This is a genomic window from Arthrobacter sp. Hiyo1, from assembly GCF_001263615.2.
Lineage (GTDB): Bacteria > Actinomycetota > Actinomycetes > Actinomycetales > Micrococcaceae > Arthrobacter.
In genome coordinates this window covers 354999-374765 of sequence record NZ_DF952474.1, presented here as the reverse complement: position 1 = coordinate 374765, position 19767 = coordinate 354999, and the positions used below count along the sequence as shown (strand labels likewise).

General features: G+C 57.3%; 18 protein-coding genes and 1 pseudogene. 6 read left to right on the top strand and 13 right to left on the bottom strand.

Going from position 1 to position 19767, the window contains the following annotated elements; genetic code table 11:
* Positions 1-225: 225 nt before the first annotated feature.
* The 6 genes from wecB to AHiyo1_RS19000 all read right to left on the bottom strand — a co-directional run bounded on the left by wecB (position 226) and on the right by AHiyo1_RS19000 (position 7192).
* Positions 226-1368, bottom strand: a complete 1143-nt coding sequence (gene wecB / locus AHiyo1_RS19025; RefSeq protein ID WP_059389599.1) for a non-hydrolyzing UDP-N-acetylglucosamine 2-epimerase — start codon at positions 1366-1368, stop codon at positions 226-228.
* Positions 1369-1431: 63 nt separating this feature from the next.
* Positions 1432-2361, bottom strand: coding sequence for a glycosyltransferase family 2 protein (locus tag AHiyo1_RS19020; RefSeq protein WP_172465642.1), 930 nt, complete (start codon positions 2359-2361; stop codon positions 1432-1434).
* Positions 2358-3050, bottom strand: coding sequence for a hypothetical protein (locus AHiyo1_RS19015; RefSeq protein WP_059389598.1), 693 nt, complete (start codon positions 3048-3050; stop codon positions 2358-2360). The genes AHiyo1_RS19020 and AHiyo1_RS19015 overlap by 4 nt, the downstream gene beginning before the upstream one ends.
* Positions 3051-3400: 350 nt before the next feature.
* The gene (locus AHiyo1_RS19010) at positions 3401-4591 is read right to left on the bottom strand and encodes a glycosyltransferase family 4 protein (RefSeq protein ID WP_172465641.1); all 1191 of its coding nucleotides are present in this window, start codon (positions 4589-4591) and stop codon (positions 3401-3403) included.
* 11 nt (positions 4592-4602) lie between these two features.
* Complete coding sequence (locus AHiyo1_RS19005; protein WP_148667653.1) at positions 4603-5946, bottom strand: lipopolysaccharide biosynthesis protein; 1344 nt, start codon at positions 5944-5946, stop codon at positions 4603-4605.
* Positions 5939-7192 (bottom strand): hypothetical protein, encoded by a 1254-nt coding sequence (locus tag AHiyo1_RS19000; RefSeq protein WP_059389595.1) that lies wholly within the window; start codon positions 7190-7192, stop codon positions 5939-5941. The genes AHiyo1_RS19005 and AHiyo1_RS19000 overlap by 8 nt, the downstream gene beginning before the upstream one ends.
* Positions 7193-7771: 579 nt before the next feature.
* On the opposite strand from AHiyo1_RS19000, the gene AHiyo1_RS18995 reads away from it, so the two are divergent.
* From AHiyo1_RS18995 to AHiyo1_RS18980, 4 genes are all read left to right on the top strand, one after another.
* Positions 7772-9247 carry a sugar transferase gene (locus tag AHiyo1_RS18995; RefSeq protein WP_059389594.1) on the top strand — a complete coding sequence of 492 codons (1476 nt, stop codon included), beginning with the start codon at positions 7772-7774 and terminating at the stop codon, positions 9245-9247.
* A gap of 205 nt (positions 9248-9452) precedes the next feature.
* Positions 9453-11198, top strand: coding sequence for a DUF4012 domain-containing protein (locus AHiyo1_RS18990; protein WP_253257458.1), 1746 nt, complete (start codon positions 9453-9455; stop codon positions 11196-11198).
* A gap of 182 nt (positions 11199-11380) precedes the next feature.
* Complete coding sequence (locus tag AHiyo1_RS18985) at positions 11381-11989, top strand: LPXTG cell wall anchor domain-containing protein (RefSeq protein ID WP_059389592.1); 609 nt, start codon at positions 11381-11383, stop codon at positions 11987-11989.
* A gap of 319 nt (positions 11990-12308) precedes the next feature.
* On the top strand, positions 12309-12911 hold the full coding sequence (locus AHiyo1_RS18980) for an arsenate reductase/protein-tyrosine-phosphatase family protein (RefSeq protein ID WP_059389591.1): 603 nt from the start codon (positions 12309-12311) through the stop codon (positions 12909-12911).
* Here the strand turns inward: AHiyo1_RS18980 and AHiyo1_RS28350 are convergent.
* The 6 genes and pseudogenes from AHiyo1_RS28350 to AHiyo1_RS18955 form a co-directional block, all read right to left on the bottom strand.
* A complete protein-coding gene (locus tag AHiyo1_RS28350) occupies positions 12868-13305 on the bottom strand; it encodes a sugar phosphate nucleotidyltransferase (protein WP_445286239.1) in 438 nt (145 codons plus the stop codon). The genes AHiyo1_RS18980 and AHiyo1_RS28350 overlap by 44 nt on opposite strands.
* An 8-nt stretch (positions 13306-13313) precedes the next feature.
* Positions 13314-13715 (bottom strand): annotated as a pseudogene (locus AHiyo1_RS28345) (UTP--glucose-1-phosphate uridylyltransferase); the annotation flags it as partial.
* 590 nt (positions 13716-14305) lie between these two features.
* Entirely contained in the window at positions 14306-14623 is a 318-nt protein-coding gene (locus AHiyo1_RS27285; RefSeq protein WP_059389590.1) for a hypothetical protein, read from the bottom strand.
* Positions 14624-14691: 68 nt separating this feature from the next.
* Entirely contained in the window at positions 14692-15030 is a 339-nt protein-coding gene (locus AHiyo1_RS18965) for a DUF5305 family protein (protein ID WP_148667652.1), read from the bottom strand.
* 62 nt (positions 15031-15092) lie between these two features.
* The gene (locus AHiyo1_RS18960; RefSeq protein ID WP_059389588.1) at positions 15093-16223 is read right to left on the bottom strand and encodes a signal peptidase I; all 1131 of its coding nucleotides are present in this window, start codon (positions 16221-16223) and stop codon (positions 15093-15095) included.
* A gap of 100 nt (positions 16224-16323) precedes the next feature.
* Positions 16324-16716: a hypothetical protein gene (locus AHiyo1_RS18955; protein ID WP_059389587.1), complete on the bottom strand. Its 393-nt coding sequence runs from the start codon at positions 16714-16716 to the stop codon at positions 16324-16326.
* A gap of 441 nt (positions 16717-17157) precedes the next feature.
* On the opposite strand from AHiyo1_RS18955, the gene AHiyo1_RS18950 reads away from it, so the two are divergent.
* Complete coding sequence (locus AHiyo1_RS18950) at positions 17158-17622, top strand: Hpt domain-containing protein (protein WP_084784600.1); 465 nt, start codon at positions 17158-17160, stop codon at positions 17620-17622.
* A 122-nt stretch (positions 17623-17744) separates the two neighbouring features.
* Here AHiyo1_RS18950 and AHiyo1_RS18945 read toward each other — a convergent pair whose 3' ends face one another.
* Positions 17745-18155 carry a response regulator transcription factor gene (locus AHiyo1_RS18945; protein ID WP_084784603.1) on the bottom strand — a complete coding sequence of 137 codons (411 nt, stop codon included), beginning with the start codon at positions 18153-18155 and terminating at the stop codon, positions 17745-17747.
* A 236-nt stretch (positions 18156-18391) separates the two neighbouring features.
* On the opposite strand from AHiyo1_RS18945, the gene istA reads away from it, so the two are divergent.
* Positions 18392-19767: IS21 family transposase (gene istA / locus AHiyo1_RS18940; RefSeq protein ID WP_059389600.1), on the top strand; the 1376-nt coding region annotated here is incomplete at its 3' end.

Below are 19767 nucleotides of genomic sequence, written 5' to 3'. Positions count from 1 at the left end.
GGGGGTTCACCAACCCGGACAACTACAAAACGCGTATCCTGTTGCGCAGTGCCGCAAGAACGGCGGCATGAACATCCAGCAGCAGTTCATTCACCACGAACCGTGGAGAGCCCGCAACGCTGTCTCCGTACCGCGGCCTCAGGATGCCCACCGCGCTCATCCGCGAAGAGCCGTCAACACAAACCATTATTCGTGTTGACCGCTACGCGCCCATCGTGCTCGAGGCTACAGAAGGAACTCATCCATGCGTTCGCCGATGCCGAGAAGTGCCCTTATCGCGGCCACGGAACGCTCGGCAGCCCTGCCATCACCATATGGATTCACCGCATTAGCCATCGACAAATAAGACTCTTCGTTACGTAGCAGGTCGGTAACTTCTTTATAGATTCTGCTCTCATCCGTGCCAATCAACCGGACGGTTCCGGCCGCTACTGCCTCAGGACGCTCGGTATTGTCCCTCATCACCAGCACAGGCTTTCCAAAGCTAGGAGCTTCCTCTTGGACTCCACCGGAGTCTGTAAGGACAACATGAGCTAAGGACAGCATCCTCGTGAACTCGCCGTACGCAAGCGGCTCAGTGACGATGATGTTTGGCCTGTCCGACAGGTAAGGTAAAACCGCTTCACGAACAGCAGGATTCTTGTGGACCGGCAGAACGATAGTCACCCCAGGCTCGGCGTCGGCAATCCGCGCCAACGCTCGGCCGATTCCGTGCATGGTTTCCCCTTGGTTCTCTCTCCGGTGGGTGGTTACCAGCACGATCCTCCTTGCACTGGAAGACAGACTCTCCAATCGATCATCAGAGAACTCAATAGTCTTCTTCGCCGTGGCGAAAAGCGCATCGATGACGGTGTTACCCGTAACTACAACGTCGCGATGATCAATGTTCTCCCTTAGAAGATTCGCTTTACTGACGCTTGTGGGAGCTAAGTGTAGACTCGCGACTTGCGAAGTTAACTTGCGATTGGCTTCCTCAGGAAATGGGGAGAACAGATCACCGCTCCTTAGTCCGGCTTCTACATGCACGACGGGTATACCGTGATAGAAGGCCGAGATAGCTCCCGCCGTCGAAGTTGTCGTATCGCCTTGGACAACAACTGCGTCCGGGCGAGTACGGGAGAAGAGCTGATCAAGGCCGTCAACAGTCCTGGTTAGAATGGAGTTCAGGCTTTGCCTTTGCTGAATGATGTCCAAATCTGCATCAGGGACTATATCAAACAGCACATTGACTTGATCCAGCATGTCTCTGTGCTGACCTGTTACCGTGACGAAGCAATCCATGTCTGGCGACATATTCAACGAATTAATGATCGGGGCCATCTTTATTGCTTCGGGCCTCGTGCCATAGATCGGCATAATGATTGGCATTGGGTCTCCTCGAGGCGCTCCGGCGCCGTGATTATCTAATCCGGTAAATAGAACTGGCAGTGCTTAACGCCGAAACAATTGTCGCAACGCTGTGGTGATAGATGATCGAGTCGCCTTGGCGGAACCCGCAGTGAGAGGTGCTCTCCAACCAGAGAGCACTCCGAGTATCACAGCACGGAAACCCAAATGGTTGCCCTTCAGAAGGAATTTCACCGCCCAACCAAAGCGCACCACGGTCCACCAGAGGGCAGCTAGCGGCCAATATTTTCGACCAACTATGACTGCAGAGCGTGACGAATGATGCAGCGATGTCAACGACTTCCGCGGTCCGCCGGTCGGAGAAATACTTGATCCTCTTGCGTGAAACACACCGTATTCTTTGGACACGCTCCAGCGACCTCCCGAGTCATCAATACGCCTGCAGAAATCCAACTCTTCAGCATAAAGGAAAAAATCCTCGCATAAGCCACCAATGTCATCTAGCAAATCCACTCGAATAACGAAACAGGCTCCGTAAAAGGTTGGCAAATAGCGCCGAATTCTCGATGCCAAAGAAATGTCCAAGACCCCACGTCCAAGCCAAAAATCCCATCCCGGCCACATAAAGTCAACGGGATAATTGTCCCTATCGACCTCCCGCATATACGGTGAAATCAAATCCAATGAACGCGAATCCATTTCGCGGAGCAATCCGGAGAGAGTATCCGGGCCAACTATAACGTCGGGATTGCAAATCAGGACGCGCGCCGCATTCAGTTCTCGGGCTAGTTCTATGCCGAAATTGTTTCCACCGGCGAACCCAAGATTGGATGGAGGAATAGCATGTATCATCTTCGGCCCCAGAACCAGCCCGGATGCATCGAGACACGAGCCGGCTACGCCATGCGAATTATCAACAATTATGACCCGATCGACATCATCCAGATCCGCCAACCCCTGGCAACATTCCGCCAGCTCGGAACCGTTTTTGTATGCCACAACAATCGCGATCACGACATAACCCGCTTCATTAGCAGGGCCCGCTTTTCCCAAGAATTCTCACTAATAAAATCCGAGATCAAGGTCTGACTCCGACCTTTTTCCTCCAACGCGTCTTCTACACGGGATACCAGTTCAGCTACGGTTTCATAACGGCGAACGTGTGATCCAAAGTGCAATAACTGCGGGTAATCTCGCACGACGACTGGTCGACCAGTTGACACATATTCATAGACCTTCACAGGGTCCACCGCGAGAATTAAGTCGTTCAGAACAAACGGCAACAGCAAGACCGCGCAACTATGCATAACCTCAATGGCCTGTTCATGTGGAACCACGCCCATTTTATGCAGTCGCTCGTGTTGAGGAACCTCTACGTCGCAGGGTCCCCACAAACGCACCGTTATGTTTGGGTTCGAATCCAGCAGGGCCAGCACGCTGTCGAAGTCAAACCAGGAGGAGATCGCCCCAACGTATCCCACAAGCCCAGGCTGCACGGAAAGCTCTCTGCCGAAGAATCTCTCAAAAGATGCTGGGTGCAATGCATTCGGCACAATCTTGGTGACAGCAAGATTATGCAAACCCTGAATGTGTTCCGAAATAGCCAGACTTGAACAAAAAACGACTTCCACAATCTCAACTAGTTTACGCTCGTCTTCCCGATCAAAGACTGTGGCATCGTCAAACAAACCGTTGAGATCCATGCAGTCATAGAAAACGCGAACTCCGGTACGGTGAAGAAATCTGGCGAGATACCTGTGCCTCGAATGAGTTACGACGGCAATGTTAGGCCTCACGACAAAAAGGATTATGCACGCAGAAATAACAGAAGCCACTGTATCAAAAATCCGAAGTAGACGCCTCAAACGTTGGGGCAGCAAAGGAACGCGGAGGACAGGGACCCTCAGCCTTTGGGAAGAGACAAGTAATCGTCGGCGAACAAATAATGAACAGACATAAGTCACCCGAACATCACCATGACCAAGAGACTCTGCTATAAAATGAGGCCTCTGCTTAATCCACTGACTGTCAACGTGGGAGATGTATGCGATTCTCACACCGAAACCTCCCGGTAGACCTTAAGCGTTCGTGCCCCAATCTCATCCCAGGAATAAGTTGAAACTACCTGCGTCCTCGAAACCGAACCCATCTTCTGCCTTTCATCAGCACTAAGCCGGCAAATGTTGGCCACGGCTAGAGCGATCGCCTTCGCATCAGCGGACGGAACCAGATGTCCATTCACGCCGTCGTGAACGATTTCAGGGAGTCCGCCGACGTCAGTACTGACGATTGGCAAACATACGGCCATCGCCTCAAGAGCCGACAGGCTCGTCGCTTCCATCAGTGATGGAATAATACAAATGTCCGCTCCCTGCAACGCTTCTGCCATCTCACCCATCGACAGCGTATCTACTATTTCGAAGCTTGCCACCGCAGCCGTGAGTGCTTCACGAATCTCACTAGAGTATTCGGGAAATTCCGTTTCGCCTGCGCCAGCGAAGATGACCGAACAATTTGAAGGCCAATGCTCCGACGACATAGCTTCAGCCGCAAACAAAACACCCTTGGTTGGCGCCCACCTTCTAGGAACTATAGCGATCAGGTCGTTTTGACCCAATCCCCTCTTTGCTCTTAGCAAATTACGGTCTGTCGATGACAAAGGTGCAAAGGCGTCAATGTTAACGCCGTTCGGAATGTACTCGATTGGACAAGAGACGGTCGTCGGGTCTGATAGCTCACCAGAGGGGCCAATGCCTGCATCAAAAGTACGGGTCAAATATCTTGTTAGAATCGGGCCGACCACCGGCAGCCTTCGCAAAATCAGAAACTCGCCGAGATGATTGGTCCAAATTTGCTTGATCGCAATACCACGGAGCATTCGTGCGACAATGGCACTCGTGATGAAATCGTGGTGGTGTATTATATCAAACGCCGCAAGAAACTCAGGATCTTCGCGCAGCCTCCGCCCAGCTTTAATTGCCGTGGTAATTCTCCCAAGGAAATTGGAGGCGAATCGGACCAACGGAATATTGCTCAACTTATTTGACATCCGTTGGTCTTTGGCTGAGGAATGACCCAATACTGGAACGACAGGAACTTGAAGATCAAGTTCATGGATACTGGGGCCTTGCGATGTTCGCGCAACGGTTACCTCGTGACCGGCAACGACAAGAGCGTGCGATAGATTATGGACGTGCATTTCGACACCGCCGCGCGTTCGGTCGGCGTAATTATTCGTGATCATTAAGATTCTCATTATTTCACCCCAAAGAAAAATGCCAAAAGAACGCCCGCATAGAGTATTTGTACCATAACCATGGCCGCTCCGAGAGCGCCAACAGTGTTCGTCCGAAAAATCTGACGGGCGAATACGTTTACAGCGACCATGCGACTAAACATCCCCGCAGTGACACACAAACCGGCAACAGGCCAACTGTAGATCGGAAGGAGTGTGTAAGCCATAATAAGAGTCGTGACCGCCCCTACCATAGTTGCAATCGACACTCTACCAGCCTTATTGAAATACATAAGGACCGCAGATCGGCCATCAGCTAACGCTTGCATAGCAGCTGCCGGCAAAGCGAGGAGCACTGTCAGCACCAAATGCTTGGCATCGTATCCCGGTGGCAGCCACACCCTCAAGCCGAGAAAAAGAAATAGAACTATTCCCCCCGACATGAACAAAAGGATCGTCTGAATCCGCGTTTGGTTACGTCTAAGAACTCCCGTTAATGATGCCAGGCTAGGACTGGCCTGGGCACGAATCGACCAGTGCGCGTCGAGGGAGGCTGCGACTGTAAGTGTGCCTCCAATAATCAACGCGGCGAAGGTGTAGTTTGCTACGGCCTCGTTATTTACCTTAAGAGAAACTAAAATCCTCATCATCATCAGCAGCGCGACGGCCAGCACAAGGTGAGGAACGAGACTCGCTGATGCTCTGAGAACCGGGACAATTGAGCGAATCTCAGTATGGAGCGTCTTCTTCCTGAGCAAACAGTACTGCCACAAGACCGGGATGGTAATGACACCAACATAGGCCAGGACGGCGATCTGCAGACGATGTGATATCGAAGCCAAGAATCCTAGGGAGAACAGCCCAAATATCTGAACCACAAAAGTGACAATAGAGTACGGGACAGGCTGATCTATCCCCCGCATTACCCCTGACGTGACAAGATAGGCTGCGTTCGCACATGACAGGGCGAATGGAATCAGAAACAGCCAAGCATCTAAGAACAAAGACGAGAACGCAAGCAGCCCGGATAGCCCATATAGAACGCCAGTCACCCAGAGTGCCGTCTTAGCTTCACTTCGGCGGTCGGATTCAGGCCCGGCTGATAGCCTGTTGGCGAGGTAGAGGTTTGTCCCGAGGCAAAGAGCCGGAGAGGCTATGCTTGAAATTGCCAATTGGAGCGATAATTCCCCGAGAAGTCTTTGATCGAGAATGTGTCCGAGCAGCGGCCACACAAACAGCGTAGTCACTATAATCGACGCCGGACCGCTTTGAAAAAGAAAAAAGCTTGTATGGGCTGGAAGTTTTGAGTTCAGATTTCTTCCAACGTTGGACGATCTGACCCTGACGGTAGTCGCTTCATCCATGGCGAGAAGGACCGCTTTTCAAAACCACGTGATTCCGCGAATTTCTGAGACTGGAGTCTTTCCGTAACTTGTCTATCCATATGGGCAGTGCACACAACCACAATAAAATTGAGGTGAAGAGCAGGTTGATTACCAAGTAGGCGCCATTTCCATTCACCAAGAACATTCTAATTCCGATTATCAGAATAGCTGCCATGACTCCGGTGAACAGATTCGACATTCGGGCAGTCGCGGATATAGCCCATGTCCAGATCCATCCCAGTAAAATTAAGACCATTACTACCAGTGGGATGGGGAGGCTGAAGATAAGGTAGACAGGGCCGCCGACCGTAACGGGAACAATAAACAAACCCAAGCCAAGTGGGGTTCCGGTCACAACCGATGACATCAGCATGTCAAAGGTATAGTCATCGGGCTGTCCGAGACCAACATATCTAGCCATCAGCTGCAGGAAATCATGCCAAAAGGCAGTTTCTCCCGAGGTAAAGGTCGGATCGTTCCACAGTGCAAGATATCCCGATTCAATTGCCTGAGTCGTGCTGCGATCCAGCAGATACCCCAGGTCACTGGGACTGTTGAGGGATGTTGCGTACAGGGAACGAACTACTTCCACGTAAAGAAGGGCGGACACAAGTCCGGCAGCCAATAGCATGAGATGCTTGGGCCGGGGGCGTGCGACGCGTACGAGGTAAGCCAATGCTGCCAAAAACATGACCTCAAGAAGGCCGCCCTTAAATCCCAGACCTATTTGAGTTATGGAGAACAGTATCCATATTGCGATTGTCGTTCGTCGTGTTTGAATGGTGACAGTTGCGAGACTAATCAAGGCAACGGCGGGTATTGCATAGAGAACCGCTCTGCTCGGGAAGCCTCCTAGCCCGCTGCTTCCCAGACTAAACCGTTGCGTCTCGACGCTATCACTGAGTACCGGGATTCCAGCCAACGCGAAATGCAAAACAGCGAGAACGGCCAATATCCAAAAGGTAGTCTTCAGAAATCTGTGCAGGTCAGGGTTCGTTGCTTGACGTGCGATCTCGCCGTCGTTGCTCGGTCGGCGTAAGACCATGCCGATAGCAACAAGCGACGGGGCCATCAGAACGAGCCAGCCGTTGGGGACCGCCCCATCCCGCTCCTGAAGGATGTAGAACCCGAATGTGGGCAAAGCTAATTGGGCGAGCAATAAAATTCCGGGAGATATTCGCCGGGCCCGCACCCAGACCATCAAGATCGCGATGACCGAATACACAGTCCTCCGGGCCTTCCTTCCAGGTAGTCCCGCCGACCCACCGGGGATGTCAAGGCGGTGTTGATCGTGTGTGCGGCTTCGCAATGTTTCAAAAATTTCCAGCCGGCTTTTTTGGTAGTCAGTTCCAGACGAATAACGTGAAGTCCAGCAGATCTACAGATAAAGTCAAAGATTGCGCCCCCAAAAAGAATAGTAAACCTGGTTGAGCTTTCGCCACCCAAAATGTTTATATTCTGCCGAGGAATTAGACTCCCCCAAGGACTGCTTCATCGCAACCGGTTGGCATGTGCTTCGCCTGTCGCAGTATACACAGCCGTCGGCTTCACTGTTTCATTTCGGTCGACACGTGCTTCACTGTTTCATTTCGGTCGACAGGTACCGCTTGGATCTTGAGTCCCGTCCTTGGCGCTCCGCTGTCATGTGTAACACTGCGTAACACTTGAATCGAGGAGTGTGAAGGTATTCCTGCCTGAGAAGACCGATGAGTTCTTGGATACTTATGGCGAAACGATCATCGCAGGCGCCGGGCCGCGGGTTGCACGACTATGCTGGGCGGGCGCTAGTTGACCATGGTGCATAATGGCCCAGGAACAGCGTGATCAGGGGGGCAAGTCAGTGTCAGGGAATCGCTTTTGGCGAAGCAAGTACTCAAAGCGGCTATTTGCGTTCGATGCAGTTGCAATAGGTTGGGGCGTTGCCGGCGCCTACTTCGTCAGGTTTCGTTCTCCCGTTAGTCCGACCCCCACCGGAGATGACTTCGGCTATGCGGTGTTTTCTCTATCCCTGGCGGGCTGCTGGTGGCTTATGTTGCACTTTTGGGGATCTAGAGAGCCGATGATTCTTGGTTCAGGTGCAGAAGAATACAAACGGGTGATTGCCGCGTCGGCTTGGCTCTTCGGGTTCGTGGCAGTCGTCTCATACGCCCTTCGCATTGACACTGCCCGCGGCTTTGTCGGACTCGCCTTTCCAGCGGGAGTAATCGGCGTTCTGGCCGCTCGTTGGCTCTTGAGGCAGCATCTGGCACTGGAACGTCGGCGCGGCGAGAGTGCCTCCCGAGTGTTGATAATTGGGGGTCCTCATGCTGTTGAGCACTTGGTGAAGTCACTCAGGACGGCACCATCCGCCGGGTACCTTCCCGTGGCTGCGCACCTTCCCGGAATTACGGAAGGGCGTCACGACCTATCAAGAGTTACCGTGCCAGTTACAGGCACTCAGAGTGACTTCCAGACCATACTGTCGGTAATTGAGGCAACAAGAGTCGATGTGGTCGCAGTAACAGCTGGCGTCGACATGCATCCCGCAGATCTCCGCAAACTCGGGTGGGAGCTGGCTGCAAGGGATATCGGGATGATTCTCGCCCCCGCTTTGACGGACGTTGCGGGTCCGCGTATTCATACGCAACCCGTTGCAGGACTTCCGCTTATTCACGTATCAACCCCCAAACTGACTGGAGGGAAAAAGGTTGCCAAGCGAGCGTTCGATATCGTGGGGGCCACCATGTTGGTCGCCCTCCTCGCTCCGCTCTTCCTAATTCTTGCTCTACTAGTGAAATTCACAAGTCCGGGTCCGATATTCTACGTACAAGAGCGAATCGGCTTTCGCGGTACGACTTTCAAACTCCTGAAATTTCGTTCGATGCGGTTAGACGCCGATGCCGACCTTCGGGCGCTCCTTATGGCACAGGGATCAGCTGATACGCCTCTATTCAAGATCGAAAACGATCCTCGCATCACCCGAGTAGGGCATATTCTGCGAAGGTACTCACTTGACGAGCTTCCACAGCTTCTAAATGTGATTGGCGGCAGCATGAGCCTCGTGGGGCCTCGGCCGCAGCGTGAAGGCGAAGTCGCTCTTTACGATGAGGCAGCCCATCGAAGACTATATGTGAGTCCAGGAATGAGCGGTCTTTGGCAGGTGAGTGGCCGCTCAAACCTTACATGGGAAGAGAGCATCCGCTTCGATCTTTATTATGTTGAGAACTGGTCTCTCATGGGCGACCTCGTGATTCTTATCAAGACCTTCAAGGCAGTATTTGCAAGCACCGGCGCCATTTAGACGATGCTGGGTAGTCGAGTAATGGCCAGCAATTAATTCTGAAAATATGCGCGGATGCCACGATCCGAAAGAAACAATGGAAGCCACAAATACCCCAGCAGAGGGCCGGTCGCACCAAACTCGATCTAATTCGTCCACGAATCGAAAGCATCGTCGACGCATTACCACCGCGGTCTTGCTAACGGCGCTCGTGACGGTACTCACTTTGTCGGCAACCGTATGGTTGGGCGCCAAAGGCTCCACAATAAAGAGTGAGCTTGAGGCATCTACCCAGTTGGTTCCGAAGCTCAAAGAGGACATCCTCCAAAACCGCCCGGCCGATGCATCCTCGGTTGTCGACGAACTACGTCGCCACACGGCCGCCGCTCGGGACGCTGCGTCGGATCCACTTTGGTCTCTAGCATCAGCGACTCCGTGGCTCGGCGCAAATTTCTCTGCCGCAACTGAAATCGCCCGCACGGCAGACGACGTTGCAACTCTTGGCATCGCGCCCTTAGTGAAGGTCTACGACTCCGTGAACTGGGACAAGCTAATGCCAAGCGCGAGCGGCACGGATCTCGAACCGATCCGAAAAGCAGCCCCCGCCGTCGCGTCCGCAGCCCACGCTGTGCGCGTCTCGGCCGAGCGGCTGGACGGGATCGATGCGGGCAATCTGCTCCCGCAGATCGCTGGACCGCTGGCACAGGCCAGGCAACAACTTGGCTCCGTCGTAAATGAACTGGATACTGCAGCCGACGCCGCAGGTCTGGCCCCTGGGATGTTGGGCTCCGACAAACCACGGCACTACCTGCTCCTAGTCCAGAACAATGCCGAGGCCCGGGCCAGTGGCGGCATACCCGGCGCTCTGGCCGTGTTGACTGCGGACAAAGGAAAAATCAGCCTTGCATCCCAGACCAGCGCCCACGATCTTGGCGCGTTCACCCCGCCGGTGGCTGTTGACGCGGAGCAAGAGCGTATCTATAGCAACCGCCTGGGAACCTTCATGCAGGACGTCAATTTCACTCCAGACTTCCCCACCGCCGCCGCCACGGCGCTTAATATGTGGGAACAGAAGAAGGGCGAACGCTTAGACGGTGCCATCTCGATCGATCCCGTGGCACTCAGCTATATCCTTGACGCTACCGGACCAGTTAGTCTGCAAGACCCCCAATTGCTTGCCTTGACCTCCGGGAAGCTGCCGAATCAGCTCACCGGTGGAAATGTAGTCAAGACGCTGCTTTCCGACTCATACGCCAAGCTCAATAACCAGAAGCTGCAAGATATCTACTTCGGATCGGTGGCAAAGGAAATCTTCGGAGCCCTCTCCTCGGGAAAGGGCACAGCGAAAAGCCTTCTAGACGGCGTCGGGAGGGGTGTAGACGAACACAGGATTCTCCTCTGGTCCACAGGCTCAAACGAACAATCCGTCCTCAGCAAATACCCGCTCAGCGGTTCAATCTCCGGCCCGAGCGTGCCAGCCGCGCAATTCGGCGCCTACTTCAACGACGGCACAGGCGCAAAAATGGACTACTACGTGAAGCGTACCGTCCAGTTGATTTCGCAGTGCGCAGTAGGAGGCTACGGAACGGTCAAGGTGCGTATTACGAGCGCCAATACCGCTCCGGCCGATGCGGCCACCTCCTTGCCGGCTTACGTCACCGGCGGCGGAGATTTCGGCGTCCCGCCGGGAACCGCCCAAAGTAACGTGATTGCATATGGACCAGCCCAGGCCCAGATTGAATCGGCTACCCAAGATGGGAACAAAGTCCCCTTCGGCGCGCAGCAGCATGACAACAGACCGGTCGGCACCCTCACGGTACGGTTAGCCCCGGGACAAAGCAGCACCGTGGAATTCACTTTCGGGAAAATCGTGCAGCACGGTCAGCCCGGCGTGGTGGTGACGCCAACAATCCAATCTGTGGACAAGGTAGTTCTCCCCACGGAGTCCGAAGGCTGCGGAACCGGCGGATAGCCATCAGGTTAACGCTTTGTAACGAGTTTGGATTTACTTTGCAGTAAGCACCCTTAGGATGGTAGCTTCTCTTTTGGGTGGGTCTCGGATTTCAGTTCACGTGTTCGTGGTGGATGAAATCACGTCATCACATTGAATTACGCATCAGGTCTCAAACACACCAGGTCTCAGGGGGACAAAAATTGAAGAAATCACTCGCAGTGCTCGCCCTTGCGGGCACGATCGCTCTTGCTGCTTCGGCTCCAGCCATGGCTGTCGACTATCCGGCACCGGCTCAGCAGGGCACCGTTTCCAACGCAACTGTTGGGATCGGCGGATCTGTCGTCTTCTCGGGTAATGGCTTCGCGGCTGGCGAAACCATCAACATCACGGTCAACCAAACCACCACGGCGCAGGGGGCAGGAGCTGCCGGTGGCGGCGCAGTAGTGATGGGGGTTGCTGGTGCACTTCCGTTGGCGCCGCTTACGCTGACCGCGGTTGCCAACAACGCCGGCGCATTTTCCGTCACAGTCCAGCTGAACTCCGCTGGCACCTACGTTCTGACCGCCGTTGGCGCAACCTCGGGCCACACGGTCACGGCAACTGTAGTCGCAACAGCGGCTAGCAGCGCCGGTCTGGCAAATACCGGCGGGGCAGCACTGGCCAACACCGGTTCAAGTCTGGCGAGCACCGGTGTGGACTCCAGCCTGATTCTGTGGGGTCTGGTTGGCGCCGGTGCACTCGTTGCCGGCACGGCCTCCGTAGTGGTGGTTCGCCGCCGCGCAAAGAACGAAACCGTAGCTGCAGCATAAACGTAAAAACAAAGGAGGGGTTGTTTCCGGTGATCCGGAAACAACCCCTCCTTGTTTGTGCGTACGGTAATTTATGAACATGGGGAGACATTGGCGACGCCGCAAGCGGCTGAGCTTCAGAGTGGGGTCGCCAGCGATTCCACGAATTCCAGCGATTCCGAGTGCGGCCTGGCCGATCATATTTCTGATCCTGCTGGCCGCGGTTTCCTTCGGTGTGGCTGCTTTCGCACTCATGCGGCACACGTGATTATGACTCTCGTGTTAACTTGAAAAACACAGGTGTCACGCGCACCTGCCAGCTAGTGAAAGAGCTATACCTTTGGAATCGCCCCACCCCATTCGGATACTGACAGTTTGCACCGGCAACATCTGCCGTTCCCCAGTAGCCGAACGTTTGCTTCAGGCCGGCCTGGATCAGGTCCTCCCCAGCGGCTTCGAAGTCCGCAGTGCCGGCACCCGCGCCATGGTGGGCAGCCCCATCCAGCCGCTGTCAGCGGACATCATCCGCACATACGGCGGCACACCCGAAGACTTTGCCGCGCGTCAGCTCACGTCGAAAATCTTGAGGGAATCGGACCTGGTACTCACTATGGCGTCCCACCATCGCGGGGAAGTTCTGCAGTTGGACGCCTCCTTGCTCAAACGGACGTTCACCATCCGCGAGTTCGCAAGAATGGTGACCGCCCTTGAAGAACGAGGCGACGCGCCGCCGTCGGGCGCTGACTACGCCCAACTGTGGCGAGAATTGCCGGCACGGGCATCCTCCGTCCGCCACCTCGTCCTCGCGGCAAGATCCTCGGACAACGACGTTGCGGACCCCTACAAACAAGGCGCCGAGGCGTACCTGCGGATGGAAGACGAGCTGGCCCCGGCCATCCTCAGGATTCTGCGCTACGCGCGTCTAACCATGCAGCCGTCCTAGCGAGGAACCCCTTCATCCAGGTTTTGAGATCTTCACCGAATTCGGCCCGCTCGGACGCCAGCGTGATGACAGCCTTCAAGTAGCTGAGCTTGTCCCCTGTATCGTAGCGACGTCCGCGGAAGACCACCCCGTAAACGCCCGCGCCTTCGCCATCGCCCTTCGCGAGGGTCTGAAGCGCGTCGGTCAGCTGGATCTCGCCGCCCCGCCCGGGCCCGGTCTCTTCGAGGACATCGAACACAGACGGGTGAAGGACATAGCGCCCGATGACAGCCAGGTTTGATGGCGCTTCATCAACAGAAGGCTTCTCAACAAGGCTGTTGACCCGGACGTAGTCCTCCCCCGCAATGGGTGTAATGTCGGCGCAGCCATACGCGCTGATCTGCGACGGTTCCACCTCGATGAGGCAATCACCGAGCCGCCGGTCTTCGCCTGGACGTCGATCATGGTTGACAGGAGCTCCTCGCTCTCGTCAATTAGGTCATCCCCCAGAAGCACAGCAAAAGGTTCGTCACCTACGTGCTGCTTGGCGCACAGCACGGCATGGCCCAAGCCCTTCGGTTCGCCCTGCCGCACATAGTGGATAGGCCCGAGCCCGGAGGCATGCTGCACCGCGTCCAAGCGAGCTTCGTCGCCTTTCAGCTCCAGAGAGCGTTCAAGATCAGGTGCACGATCAAAGTGGTCTTCAAGGGCGCGCTTGTTGCGGCCTGTAATCATCAGCACGTCGCCGAGGCCCGCCTTCACGGCCTCCTCAACCACGTATTGGATGGCCGGTTGATCCACCACCGGCAACATTTCCTTCGGCATCGCCTTGGTGGCAGGCAAGAAACGCGTGCCCAATCCGGCCGCCGGAATAACTGCTTTACGAACTAATCTCCCCATAGACATAGGCAAATCCTACGAATGGATTATCGGAAGCACGAATCCTGAGGGCAAGATTGCGACATTTCCGGCCTGGCGATGGAGTGGAGCCACCCGCGGGGCGTCGCACATTTGCGGCGGTCCACATGAGTGTTGCTGGTACGGTTGCCTGGTCCCGTCGGTATCCCCCATCCCGGCGGGACACTTTTGGCCCTCATCGGCGAGGTGTTCCGAAGGGCACCTGGTGGAGTCCGGGGATCTCTGACAATAACGATCCGCGAGATTCAGATGCGCCGTTCCCGACCCTTGGCACATCTACTACTTGGCTAGGTGGCGCGTTTCGGCTGTCCCGCAAGGTTCCAGTGAGTGATGATGTGGCCGTTGGGGCAGAACGGCCTGCCGATACGCCGGCGCTCCACGGTGGTACCTGCAACTATCTCGACATACCAAGTCTCTACCAGCCGCGTCCTGCACCTCGGGCACTTGTGCGCCGACTTTCGTTCCTCCATTGCTCCCCCACAAGCAGCGAATGATTCTTACCGAGCATACGTGCCCAGTCGGTCGCGCAATAGAGCTTCTCGACGGTCCACTGTTTTTCTGGCCATGGGCACCTGAGAGGCGAGACGATGGTCGCGTTCGCCAAATAGGTCGGCGCCACAATAGTCGCTGAAGGTATCGAAACCCGGGCAGAACTGACGGCCGTCAGCAAACTCGGCATGGACGCCGGACAGGGATAGTTCCTTGGCCGGCCCACGATCGTCCAGGCAAATCGGGAAACTTGGCACCATCTGCCCCTGAACGATTCCGATGAAACCGCCGGCGTGCGCTGAGGCGAGCCAAGACTGCTGGCGCATTGGCTGACATTCATCGATCGCGCATCCTTGGTTCCTCTTCGAAGGAACTGACTCCCGTGGTTAGCGGATCAGTGTTCGATGTGCGCCGGTTCGGCCGTCACCGATCCTGGTTGGGATTCGGCCCGTGACCGCTCGTTCCCCGGGCGGTAGCGGTAGGTGATGTTTTCGTCCTGGACGACGAAGGTCTCCACACCGCTTCGGGCCCAGTGAAGGACGAGCAGGCCGTACCGTTCGGCAAGTTTGGCCAAGGTCGAGAAGGTCGTGACGTCAATGACCGGCCGGCTTTGCGGCGCGGGCATGGGGTGGACCCGGACGAGCAGTGCTGCGTAACGCCGGCGGATCGCCGCTGCCTCGTCCACGGGCGCGGTGCGCCGGGCAAACACCACGGTGATTGCGCCGATTGTCAAGGCTGCGAGGAGAAGGACGGCGGATATGATGCGGGCTGCGATTGCCGTGATGTTGACGCCGTTCAGCCAAGCATGCGGGGTGCGATGACTGTCTGATCCGTGGTGGTGTTGTTCGCGACCGTCAGGGACTCCGGGCTGCCGGTGAGTGCGAGCTGGAGCGCGGTGAGGTTGAGCCGAAGCGAGGGCTGGAAATCGGCTCCCGTTGATGTCTTCACCTGTGGAGTCACGACGATGGCGAGGGGTGCGGCGGGGAGGCCGGTGATAGCCGACGCGGCTTGTGCCTTGGCATCCAGTGCCTTCAGGTCCAAGGTGATCTCCCCTTCGTATCCAGGGCCCGTGAAGGTCTCGGGCCCGGCCAGCGGGATGCTTGAATGCCAGCCGCCCGGCGCGGACACGTCAGCTCTCACTGTCACAGTTCCGGGCTCCCCGTGATAGGCGAAGTGGATATCGACGGTGTTGGCGAGTTTGCGGAAGACCGGGTCCGGCGATTTTGCGACAGTTCCGTCGTATGCCGGGCTTTGTCCGACGTCGGCGGTGTATGAGAAGTCCATCCGCGTTCCGGTCGTGATGTGGGAGGTGGAGGGCTCCTGCAGTGGCCCGGACCACGCCAGCACCCCGATGGCTATGCCCATCAGTGCGAAGGCCGCAGTAAGGGTTGTGGAAATACGCAGCGAGGACGGCAGGCTTCCCAGGGTCGGGGGTTCGGCGGGGCGGGTGCTGAGATGGCGGGACACGGCTGCTCTCCTTCGTTTGCGCCGGTGGCGGGTGGTTGCGGCTGCACTGCCGCCGGCCAGCAGGCCGAATGCCAGCAATCCCAGGACCGGCGGGCTCGTGAGGTTTTCAAGCCACAGGCCGCCCTGCGGGATGTGCAGCACGGCACGGCCTACGAGTTCATCGCCTCGTGGCTTGGTGGGATCGATCGATTGGTTGTTGTCGCCCTTGAAAATTAAGGCGTTGGCGTTTCCGCCGATGATCCGGTGAAGGGCTACCTCGCCTTTTCCGGGCAGGTTGTAAGCGGCGATTTCGCCAACCGAGTATGAGGATGCCCGGGCGACGATGACCAAGTCGCCCTGGTAGTACACAGGGTTCATGCTCACGCCATGCGTGATAACGACCGCCGCTTGGCCACTGACCAGGACAAGTCCTGCAGCTGCTGCCAGCACGGCAAGAACCATGAGGAGAACGCCCCTCATACGGCGCGTCAGCCGCTGTGCCAAGGATGCCCCTATCGGGATAGTTGGGACGGGAGCGAACGGCCGGCCCTTAGTGAGCCGGCCGCTCACCGGGCCGTGATTAGCTGACGGTGACGGCGGCGCTGGTCACGCCCGTCTGGCTCGTGCCCGTCGCTGCATCGCACACGGAAATGTGCGTGGTTCCGTCAATGGCGGTACAGGTGAAGGTCGCTGCCGTGCCGCCGGTCAGGGACAGAGTTGGGGTCTTCCCGCCCGTAGCGTCCGCGAAGGTCAGGGTCACCTGGTTGACGGCGGTGTTCGTGCCATCGGTGAAACCGTAGACCAGGCTGTTCAGGGTGGCGCCCGTAACGGACTGGCTCACGGTACCGCCAACGAACTGGTCCGAGGCTGCCTGCCCTGCGGTGGCGACACCCGTACCGGTGAAAGCGGATCCCGCAGCAACGGCGAGGCCGGCGACGGACAGAGCGGTGAAGATCTTTGCAGACTTGCGCATGATGATTTCTCTTTCAATTAGGAAGCCCGGCACCCCTGAGCGGGCCCCGCGGCGGTTGCAACCCCCAAGTACAACTGGATGCCGCAGCCAACGAACGCACAACAAAGGAAGGCACTTGAATGCAGGCGTAAGGCACTGATTTCTGCGCTTCCGGGTGTGCAGGATTCATCGACCCTTCGAGGCTAACAACCGTCAGGCACGTTTAATCCGATCCTTGGACTAACCTGTGGAAAGCATCGGGTGGTGCGCGGAACTGGGTAAATACGGTGGTGGAACTGCGGACAGCCCGGAGCAGGCAGTGCTACCCACAGGTCCGTGGGCAGGCATCGTGGGGCGTGACGGAATACGAACCCGTTCCCGCAGGATCAAAGATGGCCCAAGTTTTCCGCAGGATTGGCCGGAGTTTCGCCATTCCGTCGACTCGGGACGTAGTTTTGAAAGATGGCCATTTCAGGATCAGCCCACCCCGGCGACCCCAGTGGGGACCCCCCGGGCGAAGTAGCATCCTCCGGGCCCCGATACGGCCGGGGCCTCTCCCTTGGTGCCCAAGAGCTGCCGCTACTGGATGTGTCGGTGCTGGAAGACCTGGAAGAACAGCTAGGGCAGCCGGACATTGCATGGAATTTTGCCAGCGACTACGTCTCCATGTGGGGGCTGCGGCAGAGCCGTATCGTTGCTTCTATCGGGCGGGAAGATCGGATGGCAGCCCTTGATGCGGTCATCAGCTTGAAAGTCTCTTCTGCCATGGTCGGCGGGTTACGGCTGGCACATCTCGCGGAGAGGTTGGAGGCTACCGTCCGGAATGGGGACCTGGGTGAGGGCGCGGACCTCCTGGCCGGAATTGCAGTCCATGGCCGTGCGACGGTCAAAGAACTGCGGCTCGGGTACATGAGGACGCACGGATAACTTCCGGGCAGTCGCAGACTCGCCACCCGAGCTTGGCCGTCGGGCCGTTGTGACCGCTCCGGGCCCCCGAACTACCTCATGAAGGAGGTCGAACTCATTTTCGTGCCAGCGGAGACGAGTAATCAGCCGAGGTTGCGGGGGGAATGACCGTCCGCTGTCTGGGACCGTGGACGGCCCATCATCGCAGCGATCCTGGCCCGCAACTCCCGCGGCCAGAAGGGCTTGGTGATGTATTCATCGGCCCCGGTGTAGAGGGCGGCCAGTTGGTAGGGCTCGTCGGCTCTGCCAGTGAGCATCACGATGTGGGCGTTGCTGAATTGTCGGATCTGTCGCAGAACCTCCAGCCCGTCAATGTCCGGCAGGCCCACGTCTACGGTCACGACATCGGGGCTGGTATTGCGAACCATATCGACGCCTTCGCGGCCGCGGGATGCTGTATGGACTTCAAAACCCCACTCGAGAAGAATTCCCCCGATCAGGTTGCGCATGTCCGTATCGTCTTCTATTACTACAGCCACGCCTAAGTCGCTCATGGCCCCCTCCATGTGTGCCTGCAGAATCCGCGTCAGCCCAGCACCGACCCGGTATTCAGCACCGCAATTCCCAAGCTACAAGGAATGGCTGACTATGACAGGTTTGGATGGCCCCGGTAGGACGGGTAATTCTGGCCCCACTTCGTGACTCGCCGGGCATCTTGTGACGGTTATATGTGGCCCCGCCTTCAACGTTGGATTCATCAGTGGATGGATGCGGCGGAAGGCTGGTCTGGATGGAGTCGAGGGTGGAGTTGTTCGCGCAGATCCGAAGGGATGCCCGAGTTGAGGGACTCTCGGTCCGTGCGCTGGCGGCCAGACACAAGGTTCACCGAAGGACGGTTAGGCAGGCCCTGGAGTCAGCTGCCCCGCCGGAGCGTAAGCCGAGGCGAGGAGTGGCCTGGCGGTTGGAGCCGTTCAAACCGGCGATCGATGCGATGCTCGTCGAGGACACGACTGCGCCGCGGAAGCAACGCCATACCGCGCGCCGGATCCTGGCCCGGCTCATTGAGGAGCATGGTGCTGAGGAGCTGTCGTATTCGACGGTGCGTGATTATGTCCGGGTCCGCCGGGCCCAGATAGATGTCGAGGCCGGCCGGCGGGTTGAGGTGTTCGTTCCGCAGGAACATGCCCCGGGAGCCGAAGCGGAAGTGGATTTCGGCGAAGTCTGGATCATGCTGGACGGGGTGAAGACGAAGTGCCACATGTTCATCTTCCGGTTGTCCCACTCCGGCAAGGCCGTCCACCGGATTTACCCCACCCAGGCCCAGGAAGCATTTCTGGAAGGCCATATCGAGGCATTCAAAGAGATCGGCGGAGTGCCGGTCAAACACATCCGCTATGACAACCTCACCAGTGCCGTCCGGGCTGTGGTGTTCGGGCAGGGACGGAACCGCCTGGAGAACGACCGATGGGTGTTGTTCCGTTCCTTCTATGGCTTTGATTCCTTCTATTGCCAGCCTGGAATTGCCGGTGCTCACGAGAAGGGCGGGGTCGAGGGCGAGGTGGGCTGGTTCCGCCGCAACCGGCTTTCCCCGATGCCTGTCGCGAGGTCCCTTGAGGAGCTCAATGACCGGATCCGGGACTGGGAGGTCCAAGACGAACGGCGGCGGATCAATGACCGGATCCGCACCATCGGCCAGGACTTCTCCGCCGAAGCCCCGTTCCTGGCACCGCTGCCGGCCGAAGCGTTCGATCCCGGCCTGGTGCTGAACCCTCGGGTGGACCGGTCCTCGATGATCACGGTGCGGATGGTGAAGTACTCGGTGCCCGCCCGGTTCATCGGCCGACGAGTCCGGGTGTCCTTGCGGGCATCGGAGCTTGTCGTGTTCGACGGCCGTACGGTGGCGGCCCGGCATCAGCGGATCGTTACCAAGGGCGCGCAGTCTGTCCAGCTGGACCACTACCTGGAGGTCCTCAAGACCAAGCCCGGCGCTTTGCCTGGCTCCACCGCTTTGGCCCGGGCACGGGAGTCAGGTGCTTTCACCAGCGCCCATGAAGCCTTCTGGGCCGCCTCACGCCGGGTCAACGGCGACGCCGAAGGGACCCGTGAACTGATCGACGTCCTGCTGCTCCACCGTTCCATGGACACGGCAGACATCAAGGCAGGGAT